18 protein-coding genes are annotated in these 19,524 nt (G+C 48.7%); 6 read left to right on the top strand and 12 right to left on the bottom strand.

Going from position 1 to position 19,524, the window contains the following annotated elements:
• Positions 1–9: 9 nt before the first annotated feature.
• The 7 genes from NSS79_RS05230 to NSS79_RS05200 all read right to left on the bottom strand — a co-directional run bounded on the left by NSS79_RS05230 (position 10) and on the right by NSS79_RS05200 (position 6,481).
• Complete coding sequence (locus NSS79_RS05230; RefSeq protein ID WP_256718070.1) at positions 10–951, bottom strand: glycosyltransferase; 942 nt, start codon at positions 949–951, stop codon at positions 10–12.
• A gap of 19 nt (positions 952–970) precedes the next feature.
• Positions 971–1,663, bottom strand: a complete 693-nt coding sequence (locus tag NSS79_RS05225) for a sugar transferase (RefSeq protein WP_342438547.1) — start codon at positions 1,661–1,663, stop codon at positions 971–973.
• A 42-nt stretch (positions 1,664–1,705) separates the two neighbouring features.
• A complete protein-coding gene (gene galU / locus NSS79_RS05220; RefSeq protein WP_038586488.1) occupies positions 1,706–2,593 on the bottom strand; it encodes a UTP--glucose-1-phosphate uridylyltransferase GalU in 888 nt (295 codons plus the stop codon).
• A gap of 29 nt (positions 2,594–2,622) precedes the next feature.
• Positions 2,623–3,264: a CpsD/CapB family tyrosine-protein kinase gene (locus NSS79_RS05215; protein WP_342438546.1), complete on the bottom strand. Its 642-nt coding sequence runs from the start codon at positions 3,262–3,264 to the stop codon at positions 2,623–2,625.
• The gene (locus NSS79_RS05210; RefSeq protein WP_038586482.1) at positions 3,248–3,988 is read right to left on the bottom strand and encodes a Wzz/FepE/Etk N-terminal domain-containing protein; all 741 of its coding nucleotides are present in this window, start codon (positions 3,986–3,988) and stop codon (positions 3,248–3,250) included. The genes NSS79_RS05215 and NSS79_RS05210 overlap by 17 nt, the downstream gene beginning before the upstream one ends.
• A gap of 409 nt (positions 3,989–4,397) precedes the next feature.
• On the bottom strand, positions 4,398–5,033 hold the full coding sequence (locus tag NSS79_RS05205) for a response regulator transcription factor (protein WP_038586479.1): 636 nt from the start codon (positions 5,031–5,033) through the stop codon (positions 4,398–4,400).
• Between the two features lie 23 nt (positions 5,034–5,056).
• Entirely contained in the window at positions 5,057–6,481 is a 1,425-nt protein-coding gene (locus NSS79_RS05200) for an ATP-binding protein (protein ID WP_231578377.1), read from the bottom strand.
• 1,138 nt (positions 6,482–7,619) lie between these two features.
• On the opposite strand from NSS79_RS05200, the gene NSS79_RS05195 reads away from it, so the two are divergent.
• Positions 7,620–9,551 (top strand): glycoside hydrolase family 20 zincin-like fold domain-containing protein, encoded by a 1,932-nt coding sequence (locus tag NSS79_RS05195; RefSeq protein ID WP_342438545.1) that lies wholly within the window; start codon positions 7,620–7,622, stop codon positions 9,549–9,551.
• Between the two features lie 81 nt (positions 9,552–9,632).
• Here the strand turns inward: NSS79_RS05195 and NSS79_RS05190 are convergent, their stop codons facing one another.
• Complete coding sequence (locus NSS79_RS05190; RefSeq protein ID WP_342438544.1) at positions 9,633–9,869, bottom strand: hypothetical protein; 237 nt, start codon at positions 9,867–9,869, stop codon at positions 9,633–9,635.
• Between the two features lie 30 nt (positions 9,870–9,899).
• On the bottom strand, positions 9,900–10,712 hold the full coding sequence (locus NSS79_RS05185) for a Gfo/Idh/MocA family oxidoreductase (protein ID WP_342438543.1): 813 nt from the start codon (positions 10,710–10,712) through the stop codon (positions 9,900–9,902).
• 168 nt (positions 10,713–10,880) lie between these two features.
• On the opposite strand from NSS79_RS05185, the gene NSS79_RS05180 reads away from it, so the two are divergent.
• Both NSS79_RS05180 and NSS79_RS05175 read left to right on the top strand, forming a co-directional pair.
• Positions 10,881–11,816, top strand: a complete 936-nt coding sequence (locus tag NSS79_RS05180) for a hypothetical protein (protein ID WP_342438542.1) — start codon at positions 10,881–10,883, stop codon at positions 11,814–11,816.
• Positions 11,817–11,919: 103 nt separating this feature from the next.
• The gene (locus NSS79_RS05175) at positions 11,920–12,162 is read left to right on the top strand and encodes an NHLP leader peptide family RiPP precursor (RefSeq protein ID WP_341097560.1); all 243 of its coding nucleotides are present in this window, start codon (positions 11,920–11,922) and stop codon (positions 12,160–12,162) included.
• An 18-nt stretch (positions 12,163–12,180) separates the two neighbouring features.
• Here the strand turns inward: NSS79_RS05175 and NSS79_RS05170 are convergent, their stop codons facing one another.
• Together NSS79_RS05170 and NSS79_RS05165 are read right to left on the bottom strand one after the other, a co-directional pair.
• On the bottom strand, positions 12,181–14,097 hold the full coding sequence (locus NSS79_RS05170) for a HAMP domain-containing sensor histidine kinase (protein WP_342438541.1): 1,917 nt from the start codon (positions 14,095–14,097) through the stop codon (positions 12,181–12,183).
• 107 nt (positions 14,098–14,204) lie between these two features.
• On the bottom strand, positions 14,205–16,097 hold the full coding sequence (locus NSS79_RS05165; protein WP_342438540.1) for an ATP-binding protein: 1,893 nt from the start codon (positions 16,095–16,097) through the stop codon (positions 14,205–14,207).
• A 291-nt stretch (positions 16,098–16,388) separates the two neighbouring features.
• Between NSS79_RS05165 and NSS79_RS05160 the strand changes: the two genes are divergently transcribed.
• Together NSS79_RS05160 and NSS79_RS05155 are read left to right on the top strand one after the other, a co-directional pair.
• A complete protein-coding gene (locus tag NSS79_RS05160; protein WP_342438539.1) occupies positions 16,389–16,568 on the top strand; it encodes a hypothetical protein in 180 nt (59 codons plus the stop codon).
• A gap of 19 nt (positions 16,569–16,587) precedes the next feature.
• Positions 16,588–17,199: a hypothetical protein gene (locus NSS79_RS05155; RefSeq protein ID WP_342438538.1), complete on the top strand. Its 612-nt coding sequence runs from the start codon at positions 16,588–16,590 to the stop codon at positions 17,197–17,199.
• Between the two features lie 115 nt (positions 17,200–17,314).
• Here the strand turns inward: NSS79_RS05155 and NSS79_RS05150 are convergent, their stop codons facing one another.
• Positions 17,315–18,541 (bottom strand): MFS transporter, encoded by a 1,227-nt coding sequence (locus NSS79_RS05150; RefSeq protein WP_342438537.1) that lies wholly within the window; start codon positions 18,539–18,541, stop codon positions 17,315–17,317.
• Positions 18,542–18,681: 140 nt separating this feature from the next.
• On the opposite strand from NSS79_RS05150, the gene NSS79_RS05145 reads away from it, so the two are divergent.
• Positions 18,682–19,446, top strand: coding sequence for a peptidylprolyl isomerase (locus NSS79_RS05145; protein WP_342438536.1), 765 nt, complete (start codon positions 18,682–18,684; stop codon positions 19,444–19,446).
• The last annotated feature ends 78 nt before the right edge of the window (positions 19,447–19,524 follow it).

Raw genomic sequence — 19,524 nt, 5'->3', positions numbered from 1 at the left:
TGTCTTCCCTCACCCCGCTGCAGATTGCCTCTTCCGGTTCCAAATCATATGAAGAGTTCCCCGAATACTCTCCAGCCGGCATCTGTTCAGAAGCTTTCTTCCCTTGCTTCTGGAGAGGATCGAATCCGCCATGATATAGACTACTTTGGCGGCCGTCTTGACCAGCAGGATCAGATTGCCCTTCACACCTTCGCTTTTCATAGCGTTGGATATGCCTTGACTGTAATATCTTTTCATAATCCAATCTTCAGTCAGACGGCCTGCCGGTACAAAATGATCGACCGCCATCTGAGGATGATAGAGAATGGAATGTCCTTCTCCCTGTATCTGACCGAATAACCAGGTCTCTTCACCGGAGAGAAGTGAATCTCCCTTTCTTCCGAGCTCCAGAGGAAACAGGCTGATGTCAAATACAAGCTTACGCATAGCCATGTTGGCTCCGCAGGGATGCAGCCGTTTCGGATATTCCCTCACCCGGTCGCCCAGATCTACAATCGTGTAAGGCAGTTCAAATGGCTTAATGAGCCATTCAGGCCGCTTACTTTCAAAGATCGGAGCGATTTTTCCGCCCATGGCCATCACTTCCGGATGTTGTTCAAAACTGTCAACAATCGTTGTTATCCAGGTTCGGCAAGGAATCGCATCATCATCAAGAAAGGCGATGATTGGCGACTTGGAAGCCAGAATCCCCGTATTTCGGGCTGCCGACAACCCCTGTACCGGTTCCAGAAGATAACGGATATCCATCTCTGCTCCTTCCGTCTCCATAAAACGTTTGGTGACGGATGCCGTATCATCCTTGGAGTGGTTATCCACCACGATAATCTCTGCCTGATGCAGATTCTCCAATGACAGCAGCGATTGAAGGGTCTTGACTAGCAAAACCGATCGGTTATAGGTGCAGATAATGATGGAAATCTTAGGTACATCTCCGTATTCAAGCATCGGCATTCACCCAATTTCCATATTTTTAATAAGCATTTTTGGACCCGAGCAGCATCAGGACGGTTTTCGCAATGATTTTGAGATCCAGCATCGTGCTCCGGATCTGGATGTAGGTTAAATCCAGCTGCACCATCTCGTCGAAGCCGACGCTGTTTCTGGCATTTACCTGCCAATAACCTGTGCAGCCCGGTGTAACTATGAGCCGCTGCTTGTCGTATTCCGAATACTGCGCCACCTCTTCAACGAGCGGAGGACGGGGGCCAACCAGACTCATATGGCCCATCAGCACGTTCCAGAGCTGAGGCAGTTCATCAATGCTCGTCTTGCGCAGAAATCTTCCCGTCCGTGTAATCCGGGGATCATTCTTGATTTTGAACATTGCGCCGCTCACTTCGTTATAAGCCATCAGATTCGCCTTCAGCTCTTCAGCATTAGACACCATAGATCTGAACTTATACATTGGGAACAGCTTCTCTTCTTTGCCTACCCGGGTTTGCCGGAAGAACACTTTGCCTTTCGGATCCTCCAGCTTGATCAGGACAGCAACAAGAGTGAATAGCGGCAGCAGTACGAGAAGGCCAAGAGCGGAGAAAAAAATGTCGATAATCCGCTTCATCACCAGATAGGAATCCATACCTTTATTTCCTTCTTTGGCATGTAGCATGTAAAGTTTCGGCAGGACGGCCTCATAGTCTTCCGGCAGTTTTTGCATGCTCATTTCTCCTCATTCCTCCTAAAGGTTTTGTGGTTCTCCTCATTTTTAGCTAAGTGTGGTTTGTCCGGCCTTGCTGAGCCATTCAGACATGGCATCCATTACCGGATAGCGTAAGTCCTCACTCTGCAGGGCAAATTCCAGTGTAGTTAAAATATATCCAAGGCGTTCTCCGACATCATATCTCGTACCATCAAAGTTATAGGCATATACCCGCTCGCTTTGATTGAGCTTCTGGATCGCATCCGTGAGCTGAATCTCGCCGCCAGCACCTTTTTCCTGCAGGTCCAGGTATTTGAAGATCTTAGGAGTGAACACATAACGGCCCATAATGGCCAGATTGGAAGGTGCTGTACCCAGTGCCGGCTTCTCGACGAAGTTGTTAACCCGGTAAAGTCTTCCATCCTGCAGATCCGGTTCAATAATCCCGTAACGGTTAGTGAATTCATCCGGAATTTCCTGAACGCCAATCACTGAGTTCTGCGTTTCTTCATATTGGTCGATCAGCTGCTTCAGGCAAGGAACCTGTCCGGTTACGATGTCATCACCGAGCATAACGCCAAAGGGCTCGTCTCCGATAAATCGTCTTGCGCACCATACCGCATGGCCCAATCCCTTTGGTTCCTTTTGGCGGATATAGTGTATTTCTACTTTAGAGGAACGCTGAACCTCTTTAAGCAGTTCCAGCTTGCCGTCCTCCAGCAGCCGGGATTCCAGTTCGAACGCATTGTCGAAATGGTCCTCAATTGCACGTTTGCCTTTACCGGTAACGATAATGATATCCTCGATACCGGAAGCGATGGCTTCCTCTACGATGTATTGAATAGTTGGCTTGTTGATGATCGGCAGCATTTCCTTAGGCATGGCTTTCGTCGCGGGAAGGAAGCGCGTTCCTAGCCCAGCAGCAGGGATAATAACCTTTTTTACCTTTTTCATCGCACTTACCTCCTAAAAGTTTTGTGAGCTCATTTACTATGATTCATGGCAATGCCAAGAATTTTGGTTCCGGTCTGATCCATGAGCGCCTTCAGCTTGCGAAGTGCTTCACGCTTTGATTTGCCGTGCCTTGCCACGATGATGACACCGTCCGTCAGCGGGGCCAGGATTCTTGCATCACTGAACTCCACTGCCTGCGGCGAATCAAGCAGGATAAGATCGAAGCTTGTTCTCAGCTCTTCCAGCAGAGCTGCCATTTTGTCGTTACCCAGCAGATCGGGCGGACTGACAGCGGTAATCCCGGCAGGGATCACGGCCAGATTCGCCAAATTTCCGTAAACTGCGACATCTTTGGTTTCCTCAGTGCCGCCCAGATAAGCGGCAAGCCCATGGCTGCCTTCCACTTCAAACACAGAATGCAGTCCGGGATGTCTCAGGTTGCAATCCACAACAGCAACCCTCTTGCCATCCTGAACGAAAGAAACCGCCAGATTGGCCAGAATCGTCGTCTTGCCTTCTCCGCCTTCCGCTGAAGTGAAGAGCAGCACTTTGCCTGCGTTTCCGCCAAGCAGTCCCAGCTGGCGGATATAGGTGCGCAGCGAGCGGAAGGATTCGGAGATATGAGAGGACGGATTCAAGTCCGTGATCAAACTTTTATTCAGCCGCAACATAAGCGCCCTCCCCTACTCTCGAATTAGCATTTGCTGCTTTACCCAAATCACGTTTGCGGATGGCAGGAATACTTGCAATGACCGGCAGACCCAGGTCAAATTCGGCTTCCTTCTCACTCCGGAGCGTTCCATTGAGTGTTTCCATCAGCAGGATGATCCCTATTGCAGCCATCAGCGAAACTACAAAACTGATGATGATATTCATGTTGGCGCCACCGTTGATCGGTCCGGGAACATCGGTTGGGTCAGCAGGCGTCAGGAATGTTACATTATCAAGCTTCATCAGTGTCGGCAAGCTGCGGATGAACGACTGTGAAACCGCGTTTACTATCCCAGCTGCTTTACTGTAGCTTTCGTCCTGCACGCTGATATTGATGACCGAGCTTTTCTCTGAAGATTTCACCTGCAGCTTCGACGCCAGCTGGTCTTCCGTCAGATTGAATTCCGGGTGATCCGCTACAACATTCTTCATAATCGTGGGGGATTTCATGATTTCCTTATAGCTCTCGATGAGGTTAAGGCTGAAGTTTAGATTGTTTAGATTGTTGCTCTCGGGTACATTTGCGGTATTATTGACCAGCAGCTGTCCGGAGGCGGAGTAGACGGGTACGACGAAGTTCTTGCTGACGTAGAAGGTGGTGGCGCAGGAGATTAATACAAACACCATGATTAACCATAACCTTTTCTTTATCAGGTTAATGTAATCCAAAATCGTCTTTTCCACAGTAACCCTCCTTCCGCATTAATTCTGAAAGCAATCATGAAAGTTTCAGATATCTTACTTTTATTCTATCAATCCATACGACTTGCCACATGGGTCATACCATCACTTTAATCTTCACTTTCGTGTGAGTACTATTGGCACTTAAGTGTACCTATATGGTATACTTTAGTAGTATACGCTTGGTAAATTGTAACAAGTTATGGAAGGAACCCCTACACCAAGTCACCAAATTTGCTGAAAGCGTCCAAGAAAAAACGGCCTCACCGTCCTTTTCAAAAGGAAGGCTTAGCCGTTTACGTGTAAAGTATCCCGGTTCATCTGCAGCTCGGAACCTGGAAAATAATAATTCGCAAAAAAAAACACGGACCTCTAAGTCCGTGCTCCATTCTTTAAGCCATCATAGCTTATCTTAATCATATGACATTTCATATTTGGTCAGCCCGACTGCATTGGCATACAATGCTGCTTGTGTCCGGTCGGCAACCTGCAGCTTCGCCAAAATTTGGCTCACATGCTTTTTGACCGTAAATTCGCTGATGAACAGGCGCGAGGCGATTTCCCTGTTGCAGGCCCCCTGACCCAGCTCAATCAGCACTTCCTTCTCTTTCGGTGTCAATTCATCTGTCGGACTGCTGCCGCTCATCCGCATTTTATCTTCCATTAGGCCGGGGTCATAATACTTTCTGCCCTTATGGACCAGTTGAATTGCAAACAGCAATTCCTCCGGCAGCGCTTCTTTCAGCACATATCCATCAACCAGCACTTCTTCTGCCTTCAGGAAATCCTCCCGGCTTGCCGATGAGGTCAGCAGAATAAACTTGCTGGTCAAACCGTGAGCACGCGCTGCTTTGATTACGTCCAGTCCCGATTCATCGGCAAGCTTCAGATCAATCAGCACAAGATCAGGCTGCGTCTCCTCAATTACAAGAAGAGCTTCTTGGCCATTCGTTGCCTCGCCGGCAAAATGCAAATTGGGCTGCATTGAAATCACAGCTGCCAATCCTCTTCTCACCAAAGGATGATCATCAACAATGACGATTTTCACTTGAACGACCTCCTGCCTAAAATTTATGCATTTTTTAATTCAGCCACACCGACAGGTATCGAAATTAAAATTTTTGTGCCTGCATTCTCACTGCTGGACAATTGAAAATCGCCCCCAAGAGACTGCGCCAGATATTGCATATTCTTCATCCCCAGTCCGCCTGTGTTATCCTCAGACTCCGTCAACAGCAGACTCGTATCAAAACCTACACCATCATCGATTATGGAAAGTCTTATCCATTTTGGCTTAAGTGACAGTTCAACATCTACCCGGCTGGCCGCACCATGACGAATGGCATTACCGGTCGCTTCAGAGATAATCCGGAAAAGCGCCTTGTGGTAGGGATACGGGAGACTGAAGTCATCGCCCGTGATCTTTAGTTCAATCTCCACATCATTCAGTCTGGACAAGCTCTTCAGATGAGACCTTACCATACCCAGCCAGGTTGGACCGCCGCTCTTCTTGGAGCTAAGACTGTAGATTGTAATTCTCAGCTCCTTGGCCACCTTGGTCGCCGAATCATGGATAAGCTCTATCTGCTCCTCCAGCTCGGAATCAGACATTTTCGGCCAGGTCTGCTTCAGCGAGTGAGTGGCATAGACGATGCCGAATAAACTCTGTGAGACACTGTCATGCATTTCATCCGCAATCCGGTTCTGCTCATTCGTGATGATCAGCCGGTTCTCGATGACGCCCAGCTCATGGCGTTCAAGAATAATTGCACTAAGCTCCGACAGAAACATCAACTGCTGGATATACCACCGGCGGCCTTCAAGGCCTTCCGAGGACTCCAGCTTCACGCCGATCATGCCAACAAAGCGGGTGCTCATTCTCACCGGCATCAGCAAAAAATCTCCGAGCCCCGGCAGGCTCTTGAATACAGGCTCGCGCTGTAATCTCCATTCATGCTCATGCTTCTCCAGCTCTGAGAAAAGAAAACGTTCCTCTTCCTGCTGCCAGCCGGTCTGCCGGCTCTGCGGTGCAGGCTCACCGCTCTTCTTGGCGAACCAGAACAAGGCTCTGTCAAGTTTAGTAAGCTTTACCACATAATCCGTGATAACCTGGCCTATATTCATGAAGTCATGCTGGCTTGATGTTTCCACGATATGATAGAGCGATTTAATGTGCTCCATGGTTTCGTTGGTCCGCGCGTTTGCTTCTTCCCGCTGCCGCTTGATCCTGTTAACCATCTGCATAATTATAACCGTAAGTACCAGTGCTAGAAACAGGTTGCCATTTGCCAATGCAGCTTCAGCTAAAGTTTTTCCGGCAGAATTAAGAAAAACATAACAAAATACAGCGAATATACCAATGTATCCAAGCAGCAAACTCCATCCGAAATAGATGGATAACGAACCCGCAGCGATCAGCACAGGATTAAGCACATACAGTCTGAAGGAGCTGTCGTATGCACCAGTTAACAGCGTCAGTGCAATAATACCCGCCATTTCTACACTTACAGCTACCATAAGGACACGCGGTTTATTCCGGAACCTCCGGTAATACATAGTGAATAGTTGGGCAAATAAGAACAAAATTATTATTAAAAGGGATTTATTAATTACGGAAGGTCCCGCGTGGTCCAGGAGGTACATCAGAGATGTGAGGGACAAAGAAAAGTATCTGTAAAATGCTATCATCTTGTCTTCCGCAGTTGTTTTGATTTTCATCCCACCACCCTATTCTCCATTTTTTGGAAAATTCGAGCTTATTTAAGCTTTGTTAAAAGCATCATACATGAGAAAAATCACAATAACAAGTTTCACTATTTACTGACAGCGTTTTCTTTTCAAATAAATAACAGAATATCGCTCATTTTTTTTCGAAGTTTCACTCAGATATATCCATATTTCCAAAAAATAGCGTATTTACTTTCGAAAATGGGTGGACGGGCACGTTAAACAGCCTGTCCGCTGAGTGGACAGGCTGTTCGGCTGATTATATGAATCAGGTGCATCATTAGACCAGTCATTCCGCATTATATTCGGCTACAGCTGGGAAGGATGTATGCAACTCAGTTTGATTACAGATACAAATTTGATAGCGCTGTTCGCCAACGATATGATACCCGGTGGACAGAATGCGTACGGAGCGGTTTGTTTGTACGTCCACCTTATGGAGACTGCGGCAACTGATGCAGTAAAATTCTCTCATGGCTTCATCTCCGGCATAACATAGTCTTTAAGAACTATCATAAAAATTACTAATATTATCTAAATAATAACATTTGATTTTTGCGAGTGTCAACATAAAGCTGCATGATCCGACATTTGTCCGCAACAAAAGAAGAAATATGTCGTCTTATATATAAATGCTCTAAAATTGCCGAGAAATAAAAACGATCATTATAATACCCTATACCATATATTACCTTTGCCTACTGGGAGCCATTTAGCTGCAAATCCACTTGCGAATGAGGCCAAAAGTCCCTCTACCGTTTCACCTTGCGATCGACGTATTGTACTGGGTAAGGACTGATTATATAATCCATGACCTTGGACGTACTTTGCATTCCTTCCTCTGTTTTGGAGTGATATGGTTGTTAGGAACATGATCATATTCTCATGAATAAGAGGTGTCCACACTATGCCTGAAATTCGCACTTTACAGCTGCTTCCCCATCCACGGACAATCACGCGCTCTGAAGGCTACTTCCGCCTTCCGGCCAAAGCAAGCATTGTTCTCTCCGGTGAGGCGAACCGTTCCGTTCTCCCGGCAGCCCGTAAGCTTCAGCTTGTCATTTCTCAAGCTCTCCAGCTCAGTCTGCCTTTGTCGGTAGGTACACGTCCAGCCGTTTCTTCAGCATGCAGCTTTAGCTACAACCGCATGCTGCCTGCAGGTGGTTATGAGCTTGTCATCGAAGAGCATGGAATTTTCATTACTTACAGCTCTCCTGAAGGGGCCTATTATGCAGTGGCAACCCTGAAACAGATTCTGGAACAATCCGGCAGAAACATGCCATGTCTGCATATCCGGGATGAACCGGACTTTGCCGCAAGAGGACTGATGATTGATATCAGCCGCAACAAAACACCCAAACTCGAAACCCTTTGCCGGATCGTTGATCTTATGGCCGATCTGAAGCTGAACCAACTGCAGTTATATATAGAAGGTTCTCCTTTTGCCTATGAGTCGTTTCCCCAGGTTTGGGAGCTCGAAACGCCTATAACCGGTGAAGAAATTCTGCAACTCGATGCTTACTGCCGCGAACGTTATATCGAGCTGGTTCCCAACCAGAACAGCTTCGGCCATATGGAAGGATGGCTGACCCGGCCGGAATTCAATGCATTGGCCGAAAGTCCTGAGGGGTTCATGCTGCCAGACCATATGTATGACAGTGATTTATATCCGGACGGGCTTTTCATGGAGCCGGGCACCTTCGATACTGAAGACCCTAAAGTACTCGAGCTGCTGGGCACAATGTATGATGACCTTCTTCCTTATTTCACCTCGAATCAGTTCAACGTTGGCTGCGACGAGACTTATGAACTGGGACTTGGCAAAAGCAAAGCCGCAGCAGCTGCAGCAGGCAAAGGCACGCTCTACTTGTCATTTCTGCAGAAGATTCATGAGCTCGTTGTACATCGGGAAAAAACGATGCAGTTCTGGGGTGATATTATCATCCAGCATCCTGAGCTGATCCCCCAGCTGCCAAAAAATATTATTGCCATGGAATGGGGTTACAGCGCAGACCACCCGTTCGAAGCGGACACACTGAAATTCCGCGAAGCGCAAATCCCGTTCTACGTCTGCCCGGGAACCAGCTCCTGGAATTCCCTTACCGGACGCACCGGCAATATGCTCGCCAACTTGAAAAACGCTGCTGTACACGGCAAGAACAACGGGGCTATCGGCTACCTCATTACGGACTGGGGTGATTTCGGCCATTGGCAGCATCTTCCGGTGAGTTATGCCGGATTTGTCTACGGCGCTGCGCTGTCCTGGAATGTCGACAACAATCTTGATGCCGATGTTGCAGGATATCTGAATACCTCGGTCTTTCACGACCGTTCGGAGAAGATTGGGCAATTGCTGCTCGATCTTGGAAATTACTACAAGCTTGAATCCGGCATTTCCCGCCCCAATGATTCAGAAATGTCCATGCTGATGCGCAGTAATCTGGACAACATGGGGATCGTAAATAAACTCACCGCTGAGCATTTCGATAATCTGGAGCAGTACATCAGCCGTATTGAGGATCAGCTTGAAGATCTTGCGCTGGAATGCACGGATGCCGAGCTTGTCATCCAAGAGCTTGAGAACGGCATTCATTTTGTAAAGCATGCCGTGCAGCTTGGCCGCATCAAACAGCTGCTGGCTGCGGAACCTGCCGGGATTGATCCGGCACTGGTGGACCATCAGATCCATGATCTCGACCTCCTGCTGCATCAATACCGGCAATTATGGACCCGGCGCAACCGGCTCGGCGGCTTGGAGAAGAGTGTCGCGAAACTTCTCCGGCTGCGCGGCGAGTATGCACAATTAGCTGCACAACTATCCTGTTCACAGCCGTTGTAAGCTCGTACGTTCACATGCCAAAAAGCACGGCAGGCGGGAAACATCATCGCCCGGCCGTGCTTTTGAATTACATCCGCTGTTTCAGCCCTGCTCTGACCACGGCTGGCTATGGGAAGTCACCGTTTCTCCGCTCGCCGCCGCCTGCTCCAGCAGCAGTGCCAAATACTGATCCTGGCATCCTTCGGCCAAACTGTAGAAAGAAGGCCCTCCTTGAACATGTCTCTGCATTCGGACAAGGCTCTCTGCAATGGCAATTTCATCGTCCGTGAGCCGGGCCGGGGCAAATGGATTCCGGTACAGCCATTCGCCGTCTCCCATAATCCCCTTGAGATAAAAGCCCTCCAGGTTTCAGCCATGCCCGGCATCCATCCGCCGCAGCTTGCAGTAGAGCGGCGTATCATAGCTCTGGAGCCAGGACACCTCATCGTTCAACAATTCCCCCCGCTCTCCGCGCACCAAAATCCGGTTGCTGCGGATCCATGAAAAATACTGGTCGCCGGTGAAATCGAACACGCCTAGCCGGGTTCCAAAATCCAGAGTGGCCAGCGTCTGCCCGGTCTGACCCCTCACCTCGGCAACCGGAGGTCCGCTTCGCTGCGGTCCCTTTATAATAGAAGAACAAAAATTCTGTGCACGAATTATTGGATTCTCAAAGCCGATGCCCAGCAGCTGCCGGATAAGGCTGATTCCGTGATATCCGTGTGCAGCCGATACCTGGGCCTGGCTGATCGGGCCAAGCCTGCCGGAAGCGGCCAGCTTGATTCTTGCCGCATGCATCGGCTGGAACAGATACTGCTCAGCAATCTGGATGACGGCGGAACGGCCCACCCTATTCCATAGCTCCGTCAGCTGTTCCAGATCGGGCGCTGGCGGCGTCTCCGCAAGCACCGGAATACCCGCTTCCGCCAGCCGGATGATATACGCTTTGCTGACCTCGCGTTTCAGACTAATTACCGCAAAGGAATAAGTACCCGCTGAGATAAACTCTTCAATTGAAGTGTAGACCTTCACTCCCCATTCCCTGCTTAGGACATCGGCTTTCTCCTTATTGCGCACAAACATAGCGCCCACGGCGAATTGTTCCGGCAGCTGTTTGGCAATACGCAAATAGAACTCCGCCCGCCAGCCGCCGCCAACCAGTCCAAACACAATCTTCTCCATGTTCATCCCCCTTTAACAATTCTCGATCCGTGGATAAGATGAATTATAGTACTCCATTACTATATCACCCCATAAATTGTCATTGAAATCCCAGGTTAGTAGGACTATAATCATGACGGATAACCCCATTTTTTCTAAAAAAATAAAATATTGACAGGGGGGCAGCCTATGGATTGGCTTCATGAGTACGATGAGGAGCTCCGCGCGGTATTTGGCGATGCCAGTGTCATCATCACAGGATTTCCGGAACCGCTTCGTACACAAGGTTTGGCCTATCTTCATCAGTTTAACGTATTTAAAGCAGGAAGCCACAAAAATTACATATGTTATTTACTCCCCTTCTGGCTGCGCTCAGAATACGGTCTTACGTCAGAGCAAGTGCATCAGATGTCGCTTGGGAACGTCTTAATTATGCTCTATTTCTTCCTGCAGGATGATCTGATGGACAGCAAAGAGCCGGCTGCCGCAGAGCAGCTGCCGCTGGCGAACCTGCTGTACGTGGAATTCCTCCATATTTACCGGCCTCTTTTCGCCCCGGACTCCTCGTTCTGGTCCTATTTCAAACGTTATCTTTTTGAATGGGCAGACAGTGTGGCAGGTGAGGCCAGCAGTGACTATTTCCTGAACGACCGTGTCAAAATTGCCCACAAAGCCAGTCCGCTTAAGCTTTGCAGTACAGCCGTCCTGCTGCTTTCGGATCATGCATTTCTAATTGCGGATTCGGAAGAGATGCTGCATAAGGTACTGATTACACTGCAAATGCTTGATGATTACGAGGATTGGGAGCAGGATTTGGCGGAGGGCAGCTATAATTGCCTGTTGTCTCTGGCCCGTTGCCAGCTTCAGGAGGGTCAAGGCCCGCTTACAGCGGGGAAGGTCAAAGATTTCATCTTTATGGAAGGCGGGCTGGCGTCCTACGCTGAAACAGCGCTCGCCAACCACAGCAAACTCGCCGAATACCGGCTGAAGGCTCCCCATCTGGTATCTTTCCACCATGTGCTGGTCCAGAATCTCCAGCATATCGCTGCAGCTATCGAAGCGGAGAAACAACTTTTGCAGGGAGGAGGACTCAGCTACTGGTTGTCCAAAAATAGAAATACATAATATTCACTGGACTCTATTATGGTCATAGAAATAGCAATAGATTTATATATAATCCTATGTTATGCTCATGAGGTAAATATAACCATTTAGGGGAAGGGTGATTATTTTGTCAGAAGCAATTCTAAGAAATCAAGTGATCCAGAAGGCATGGGAAGATCCAAGTTTCAAGCAGAAACTGCTCACAGATCCAAAAGCAGCCCTAAAAGAAGCACTAGGCATCAATCTTCCCGACCATATTACGCTCAAGACGGTAGAGGAAGGCTCCAATGAGTTCTATCTGGTTATTCCCCCCAGTCCTTCTTCAGGCATACTGAAGACAGACGTTACTACACTCGGATCTTGGTAGAACTACAGGCTTAAGACTTCATAAGGAGTTGGAATCATCCGGAGCTTCTGCCAGCGGCAGAATGATGATGGATTCGGTTCCTGCTCCTTTTTTGCTTATAATGCGGACTTCACCATTCATGGCCTCAATGATGCGGAAAGTGACCATAAGTCCCAGGCCTGTGCCCTTCGACTTGTTCGAGAAATACGGCTCGCCAAGCCGGTTCAATACGCCCGGTTCCATTCCCTCCCCGTTATCCTTCACATGAATATACACCCTATCCCCTTTGGCATATACCGACATATGAATGGTCCCTTCCTCCCCGAGAGACTCGATACTATTCTTGATGATATTAATAAAAGCCTGCTTAAATTTGGAGGAGTTGCCCTTCACCCAACAATGTTCCTTCACGTCCAGCACCATCTTGCCCCCGTTCAAATGGCATAGCGGAAGCAGGATGCTCTCGATATGCTTGAATTCATCATGAACATTAAGAATCGAGACCTGCTCGAATTCCGGTTTGGCAAAGGTCAGGAAATCCGTAATGATGTTCGCTGCGCGGTCCAGCTCGCTAAGGGCCATGAACAGAAACCTCTCTTCATCTCCATTCGATTTCTCCATCAGCAGCTGCAAAAATCCTCGCGTAACCTGAAGCGGATTGCGGACTTCATGTGCTACGGATGCAGCAAGCTCGCTGATAATTTCCATTTTTTCCGAACGCTGCAGTTCATTGTTGAACAGCTCCAGCTCCCGGGAATATTTGACCACCTGCTGATGGTTCAGGGCCAGCCTGCGGCCAAGAATAATAATGAGCGAGAGAATGAACACAACCAGCGCCCATTTCCAGTAGAACAGATCATAATTGCCTTGGCGGATATAATACCACACCAGCTCGGCTACTCCAGTAAAGGCTGCAGTTCCGAAGCCGACGGCAAAAATGATCGCATCCTTATTTCCCTTCAAAGAATAGATAATGACACAGGCTATGAGGAGAATGAATTGAAGGATCATTAGAAATCCGATGATAGTGACTGATATAAAATAGTACAGTTCAACAAAGCGGTTATCCGACAGTCCATTGATCACTAGACAAACGATGGAGAATAAAGAATAGGCTGTCTGGAATTTGCGGAACTTACGGATGATGCCAAACCTTCCGCCGCCGAATATTTTCTCAAACAGATAGGTCAGCGCAGGCAGAAGCGACAGTAACGCCAAATCCAGAAAGACTATGCTCACCGGACCTAAATAGCTGTAAAAGGTATAAATAAACGGGGAATACGTGATCGACAGCACTCCGGTGGAGGCAATGACGATAGATAAAGAGGCCGCTATCGAAAAGTAATCCTTGTTGAGATAAAACGCGCACACAAACAGGACTATCGCCACAAACAAAAAGGCACCGCCCAGAATAACGTCAATAAGCCCGTTTTTGATATAGTCCTTAATCAGAACTCCGTGTTCCCCAATGATCACTTGATCCTTGATACCGATCCGATCCTTAAGCGTTTCAGTCCATATGTACAGATTCTTCCCGTTGTCCCCGCTGCTTAGGGGCACGAGCAGTGAATAATTATCCTTAATATAACTGCGGTCAGCTTCAAAGATTAGGCGATCCTCCACGTACACTTTAACATGCAGTGCATATAACGTATCGATATAGACTGCAGGTGAGACATATTTGAATTCCGGAAGCGAAATGCGTGTCCATACAGAAGAGATTCCGTCTGGAAGCTCCGGTGTTTTCTGGCCGGATCCGGCGCTCAGCCACTCTTCTTTATCGGAAACAGGAACTTGATGTCCTGTATCCCCCGCCTTGCTGCCCCATTTGAATTGCCAATTTGTGATTTTTTTAGAAGCATAATGACTTTCCGCTGATACCGTGAGCGAACCGCAGATCATAAAAAGTAAAAAAAATGCTGCTACTATATGTAAACTTTTGACGATCAAGCGCATGTAAGCACCTCAGAAGAAAGTTTCAGAAACAAAGTGTTCTGTATTGGTATTATTTCGCGCTGGCCGTGGCCTATCCCTTCATAAAAACGAAATTTACCAAAAAAATTCTAAATTTTTCCGGCTGATGGCAATTTAACAATCACTTCGGTACCTTCATCTTTTGTACTGTGAAATTGAATGGACCCGTCCATCGCTTCTATAATACGGAAGGTAACCATGAGCCCGAGCCCTGTTCCCTTGGTTTTATTCGAATAGTACGGCTCTCCCAGCCGGGCAAGTTCGCTAACCCTCATGCCTTCCCCGTTATCCTGCACACTGATAATAATATGCTGACCTGATTTCCAGGCGGTTACTTGAATCAACCCATCCTCCTGAAGCGATTCAATGCTGTTCTTGATCAAATTGATAAAAGCCTGTTTAAACTTGGAGGCGCTGCCCTTCACTTGAAGATCGCTTTGCAGGCGGAGCTCTATCTCACCACCCTGCAGATTGGCCAGTGGCATCAAAATGCCGGACACATGCTTCAGTTCCTCCGAAATCTCAAATACATCCACGGTTTCCTGCCCCGGTTTGGCGAAGGTCAGAAAATCCGTAATAATCAAGGAAGCCCGGTCCAGCTCCTCCATGGCCATTTCCAGGTACTCTTTTTCCTTCTTGCCGGAGCGTTCACCCAGAATCTGCAGAAACCCCCGGGTTACCTGCAGCGGATTGCGAACCTCATGGGCAACCGAAGCGGCTAGCTCACTGATGATCTCCATCTTCTCCGAGCGCTGCAGATCGTTGTTGAATTTCTCCAGATCCCGGGAGTATTCCACGGTCTGTTCATAATTCCGGGCCAGCCTTCTCCCAAGGATTATGATCAGAGAAAGGAGGAACCCAACCACTCCCCATTTCCACCAATACAAATGGTATCTATGTGTGGATGAAAAGTACAGGATCAGCTCACTAAGCGAAGGAATCGCGAAAATAACAAAGCCTATCGTGAAGATAAGAGCTTCCCGGTTGCCTTTAAGAGCATGAATAACCGCAAGGACAAGCAAGTAAAAGAATTGCAGGATCATCATGATGCCGATCACTTGAATACTCATCAGTCTATACAGGTGATCCAAGCGGTAGGAAAGTAATATATTCAGCAGCAGAAAGCCGAGACTGAATCCCGAATAAACCAGTTGAAAATTACGAAACCGGACCAGCCACAGGCTTTTTCCACGTCCGAATATCCGTTCAAAATACAAGGTAAATGCCGGCAGCAGCGTGAGTAAAGCCAGATCAAAACAAACCTCAATCCATTGGTCATGGCCGTGCAAGACGAGCTGCAAAAAAGGTGAGTAGGTGATCAGCAGCATACCGAAAGAAGCTATAACAAACACAAGCCATAAGCCGCCCGAGAAAAATTCCAGCCTGAAAAACAGCAGGCACATCAACAGCGCAACAGCCATAAATATTAGGGCCGCACCGATGATAAGATCGATCAGATCCTGTTTAACATAATGGGCAAGGAGCTTGTCATAATTCCCTACCCTGATGCCGCCTTCTATACCGGAACCTTTGCTGCCGCCGCTGCTCCACAAATAAAGCTGGCCGCTTTTATCTTCTGCTGACAAAGGAATCAGCACTTTGCTGCCATTATAATTGACCATATCTGCCGAATCGTAAATAAGAACGTTATTCTTGTAAGCTTTAAGCATATTTCCATACACTTTATCTATAAGCAATGCCGAATTTGCCGCTGTCGGAGGTAAAGTGAAGCGTATCCAGGCTCCTGTCATCCCTTCATTGGTGAGCGGCCTGGATGAACTTGCTGTCTGCTTTATCCAATCCTCATCAGGTGCAGACGCAGCCTCTTCAACATCCTGTATATTTGAACTTCCCCACTTCAGCTCCCATTCCGGCAAGGCAACGCCTGACCGCTCGTCCCACTCCATGACGATACCGATAGGCACTATAGCGATCAAAAGCAGCAGCATGAATATCGCAACTACTCTCTTTGATGATGGCAACTTCATCTTGGCTCCTCAATAAATCATTAGTGGTATTTATATAGTTCATATGATTCTTATTTTCGACAACCTTCGCACTATACCTGCCTAATCTTGCAAAAAACCTCGAATTAAGTAGTTTACCCTTGGTTACACGGTTAAATGGCGCCTGGATTGAATATATTAAGATCAGGCTAAGAATCTCCTCTATACCCGTTCTGATTTCTAATGGACAAGCTGCTCCGGGATGTAACAGATTCGGCGCCGGATAAACGGGTAAAGAACTATTATAGATGTCGAGGAGGATAGGCTATGGACAAGAAGGAGAACATCACCGCGGACCAACCCTCTGACGAGGAGGGGCTGGTAACTGAGCGGGATATCGATGAACAGTTCGGCCTGTTTCAGGAAGGGTCATTTCCCGGCGCCCTGCCGGACGACGACCAGCAAGCAGCAATTGACCATGCTGTTCCTAAAAAGGGACAGACTTAAGCAAAGGAGTTGAACGGCTATGGGTAATGAATTTAATAAAACTGAAGCCGATTTTGCATATGAGCGTTATACAAAAATGGGAGAACGCTCCCCGGAGCAGGATATTCCGCTGGAAGAACTGCGCCCGCTCGGCACGATTACCGAACAGAGCACAAGCGGCAGCGGCACGGATCAGGAAGATAAACGGCCGCTCGAATCTGCATTTACCAGCCATGAACCCGTCGGTGCCGCTCCCATTGATTTCGATGGCGTAGTGGATGACGGTGCCGATCCGGCGCTCGTAGAAGACCACATTCTGGCTGCTGACATTGGCCTCAGTGCACCTGAACCTGCTCTTCGTCCGCGGGCTGAACGGCACGGAGAGATAACCGCTTCACCGGGAACCGGGCGGGATGAGCTGCTTGAATCCGATGCCGTCTTCGCCGCCGGAGCTGCAGGACTGACGGGCAGCGTCATTGATTATGCCGGTGACGACGAAATCCTGGACGATGAGGAAGAGGATCTGCCACTGGAGGATATTCCCGACGCCGACGAGCTTCAGCCAGGAACTGCTGTGGACCCTGCCTCACCTCCCCTGGATGTAATGCCCGGGACCGATGTCCTGAACGGATCGAACGGGGAAGAAGAATAATTTAAGAATGACGCCAAGCGCCGCCGGAAGTTGTTCCGGCGGCGCTTTTTCCATTAACAATGGACCAAGCCGACAGCTTATTTAATCCGCACCTCACGGCAGCGTAATCCGCCTGTTATTTCTGCATCGCTGCCAGTTCTCCAGAATGACGGGCTGCGATGACTTTCTCCTCCAGCTTACGGGTCTTCACCAGCACCGCCGCTACCAGCAGCATCACACCGTTGATGACAAACACCCAGCGGATGGGAATGAACGCGCCGAGCAAGCCGCCGATAATCGGACCGGCCATCGTTGCCAGCTGCGAAGCCGCCTGATTCAGTCCGAATGCCCGCCCGCGGAATCCCGGCTCAATGGTCTGGACTATCATTGCGTTAACCGAAGGAAGCACTCCGGCATAGAACAGGCCATAGGCAAAACGCAGTACTGCAAACTCTACATAACCTGAGACAAAATACTGAAGGATGTTCCCAATCCCCCCGCCGATCAGGCCAATAAACAGGACAAGTCCGAAGCCTTTGCGGCTGCCTATTCTCCCCCATTGCGGTGCCATAATCACAGTAGCAACCCCTACGGCGGAGAATACAATTCCCGAGCTTAGTGTAGCGGTGCTTTTGGAAATGCCCATATCAAGCAAATAAATCGGCAGCAGCGGTTCAAGGATCATTACCGAAAAAGTACTGATACCGGCCAGTGACAGCAGGGTAATAAAGGCGCGGTTGTTTCTCGCCTCCCGGATGTCATCCCTGACCCGTGATCTGGGTGCAGAGCGGTCGTAGTTCTCCTCTTTGGCGAAGAAAGTAGCGATTAGGGCCGAGACCAGAACGATCGCCGCCGAGAACAAAAAGGCGCTGCGGTTGCTGGTATAATAACTCACCACGCCGCCAATGAGCGGTCCGATGATGCTGCCGGTAGCTCCCGCAGTCGACATGATGCTCAGCGCATAACCGGTCTTATCCTCGGGCGTATTGGTGGCCACCATGGCGATGGCTGCCGGAACAAATCCCGCCAGCAGCCCCTGAAAAATCCGTACGATCAGAAATACATATGGGTCATGGACGAAGAAATTAATTAAGTATAAGGCCGCCAGACTGAAGCCCGAGCGGATCAGCATCGGTTTGCGGCCATATTTATCAGCCAGTGAACCCCAATAAGGCGAAATCAGTGCACTGGCCAGGAAGGTGATGCCGAAGCTGACCCCCGACCAAATCTCCAAATGACTCGTGACCCCTAATTGGTCACTCAAAAAAATCGAAAGGAACGGAATTGAGATCGAATATGCCGTACTGCAAAAGAAAACACCCACCCAAAGCACGACCAGGTTCCGCTTCCACGAAAACTGCATGAAGCACACACCCCTTCTGTTATACCTTGGAAGCATCTACCTATTCTACCCCTCTTTTGAACTTGTGCCAATCCCGGCCCTCGCATCTCACTTTGCAAGAAGTGGGACAAAGAAGGTATGATAATGTGGAAGAACATGAGATGAACAAGGAAAAAGGAGAGATTACGAACGTGAAGCTAACAAGAAAAAAAACCGTCATCCTTCTGATGATGACACTGCTGCTGATCATTGTAGCCGGATGCGGCAACAAACCGGCTAACGGCAATGAAGCGGTGAATTCCGGCAACAACAAAACGTCAGGTAATACTGCAAACAGTGAAGCCAGCCCCGCTCCGCAAAAAGAAGATGCTGCTGCGGCTACCGAAGGCGTCCCTTCTGCAACAGCCAGCCACCCGGTCGTAACTATAGAGATGGATAACGGCGGCATTATCAAAGCAGAGCTCTATCCGGAAGTCGCTCCAAATACCGTCAATAATTTCATTTCCCTCATTAAAAAGGGATTTTACGACGGAACCATATTCCATCGGGTGATTCCCGGCTTCATGATTCAGGGCGGCGATCCTGATGGTACAGGTATGGGCGGACCGGATTACAGCATTTCCGGTGAATTCTCCGGCAACGGGTTTACCAACAACCTGCTGCATACAGAGGGTGTTCTTTCGATGGCCAGAAGCCAGGATGTCAACTCTGCCGGATCGCAATTTTTTATTATGGCAGCCGCTTATCCGAGCCTGGACGGAAGCTATGCAGCTTTCGGCAAAGTTACAGAGGGTCTTGAGGTAGTGGAGTCCATCGTCAACCTGCCGCGTGACGATTCGGACCGCCCGGAAGCACCTCCGGTGATGAAAAAGGTTACCGTAGATACGCTCGGCGTCACTTATCCGGAACCGCAGAAGGTACAGTAGTTTGATGTTTCATCTGCTCTGAAAGCCAAAAGCCCATCTCCGCTTATCCGGAAAAGGGCTTTTGCTTATTTATATAGA

Source organism: Paenibacillus sp. FSL L8-0436 (genome assembly GCF_038593025.1).
GTDB lineage: Bacteria > Bacillota > Bacilli > Paenibacillales > Paenibacillaceae > Paenibacillus_AQ.
The sequence above is the reverse complement of the archived record's forward strand: the minus strand, read 5'-3'. Positions and strand labels throughout refer to the sequence as shown.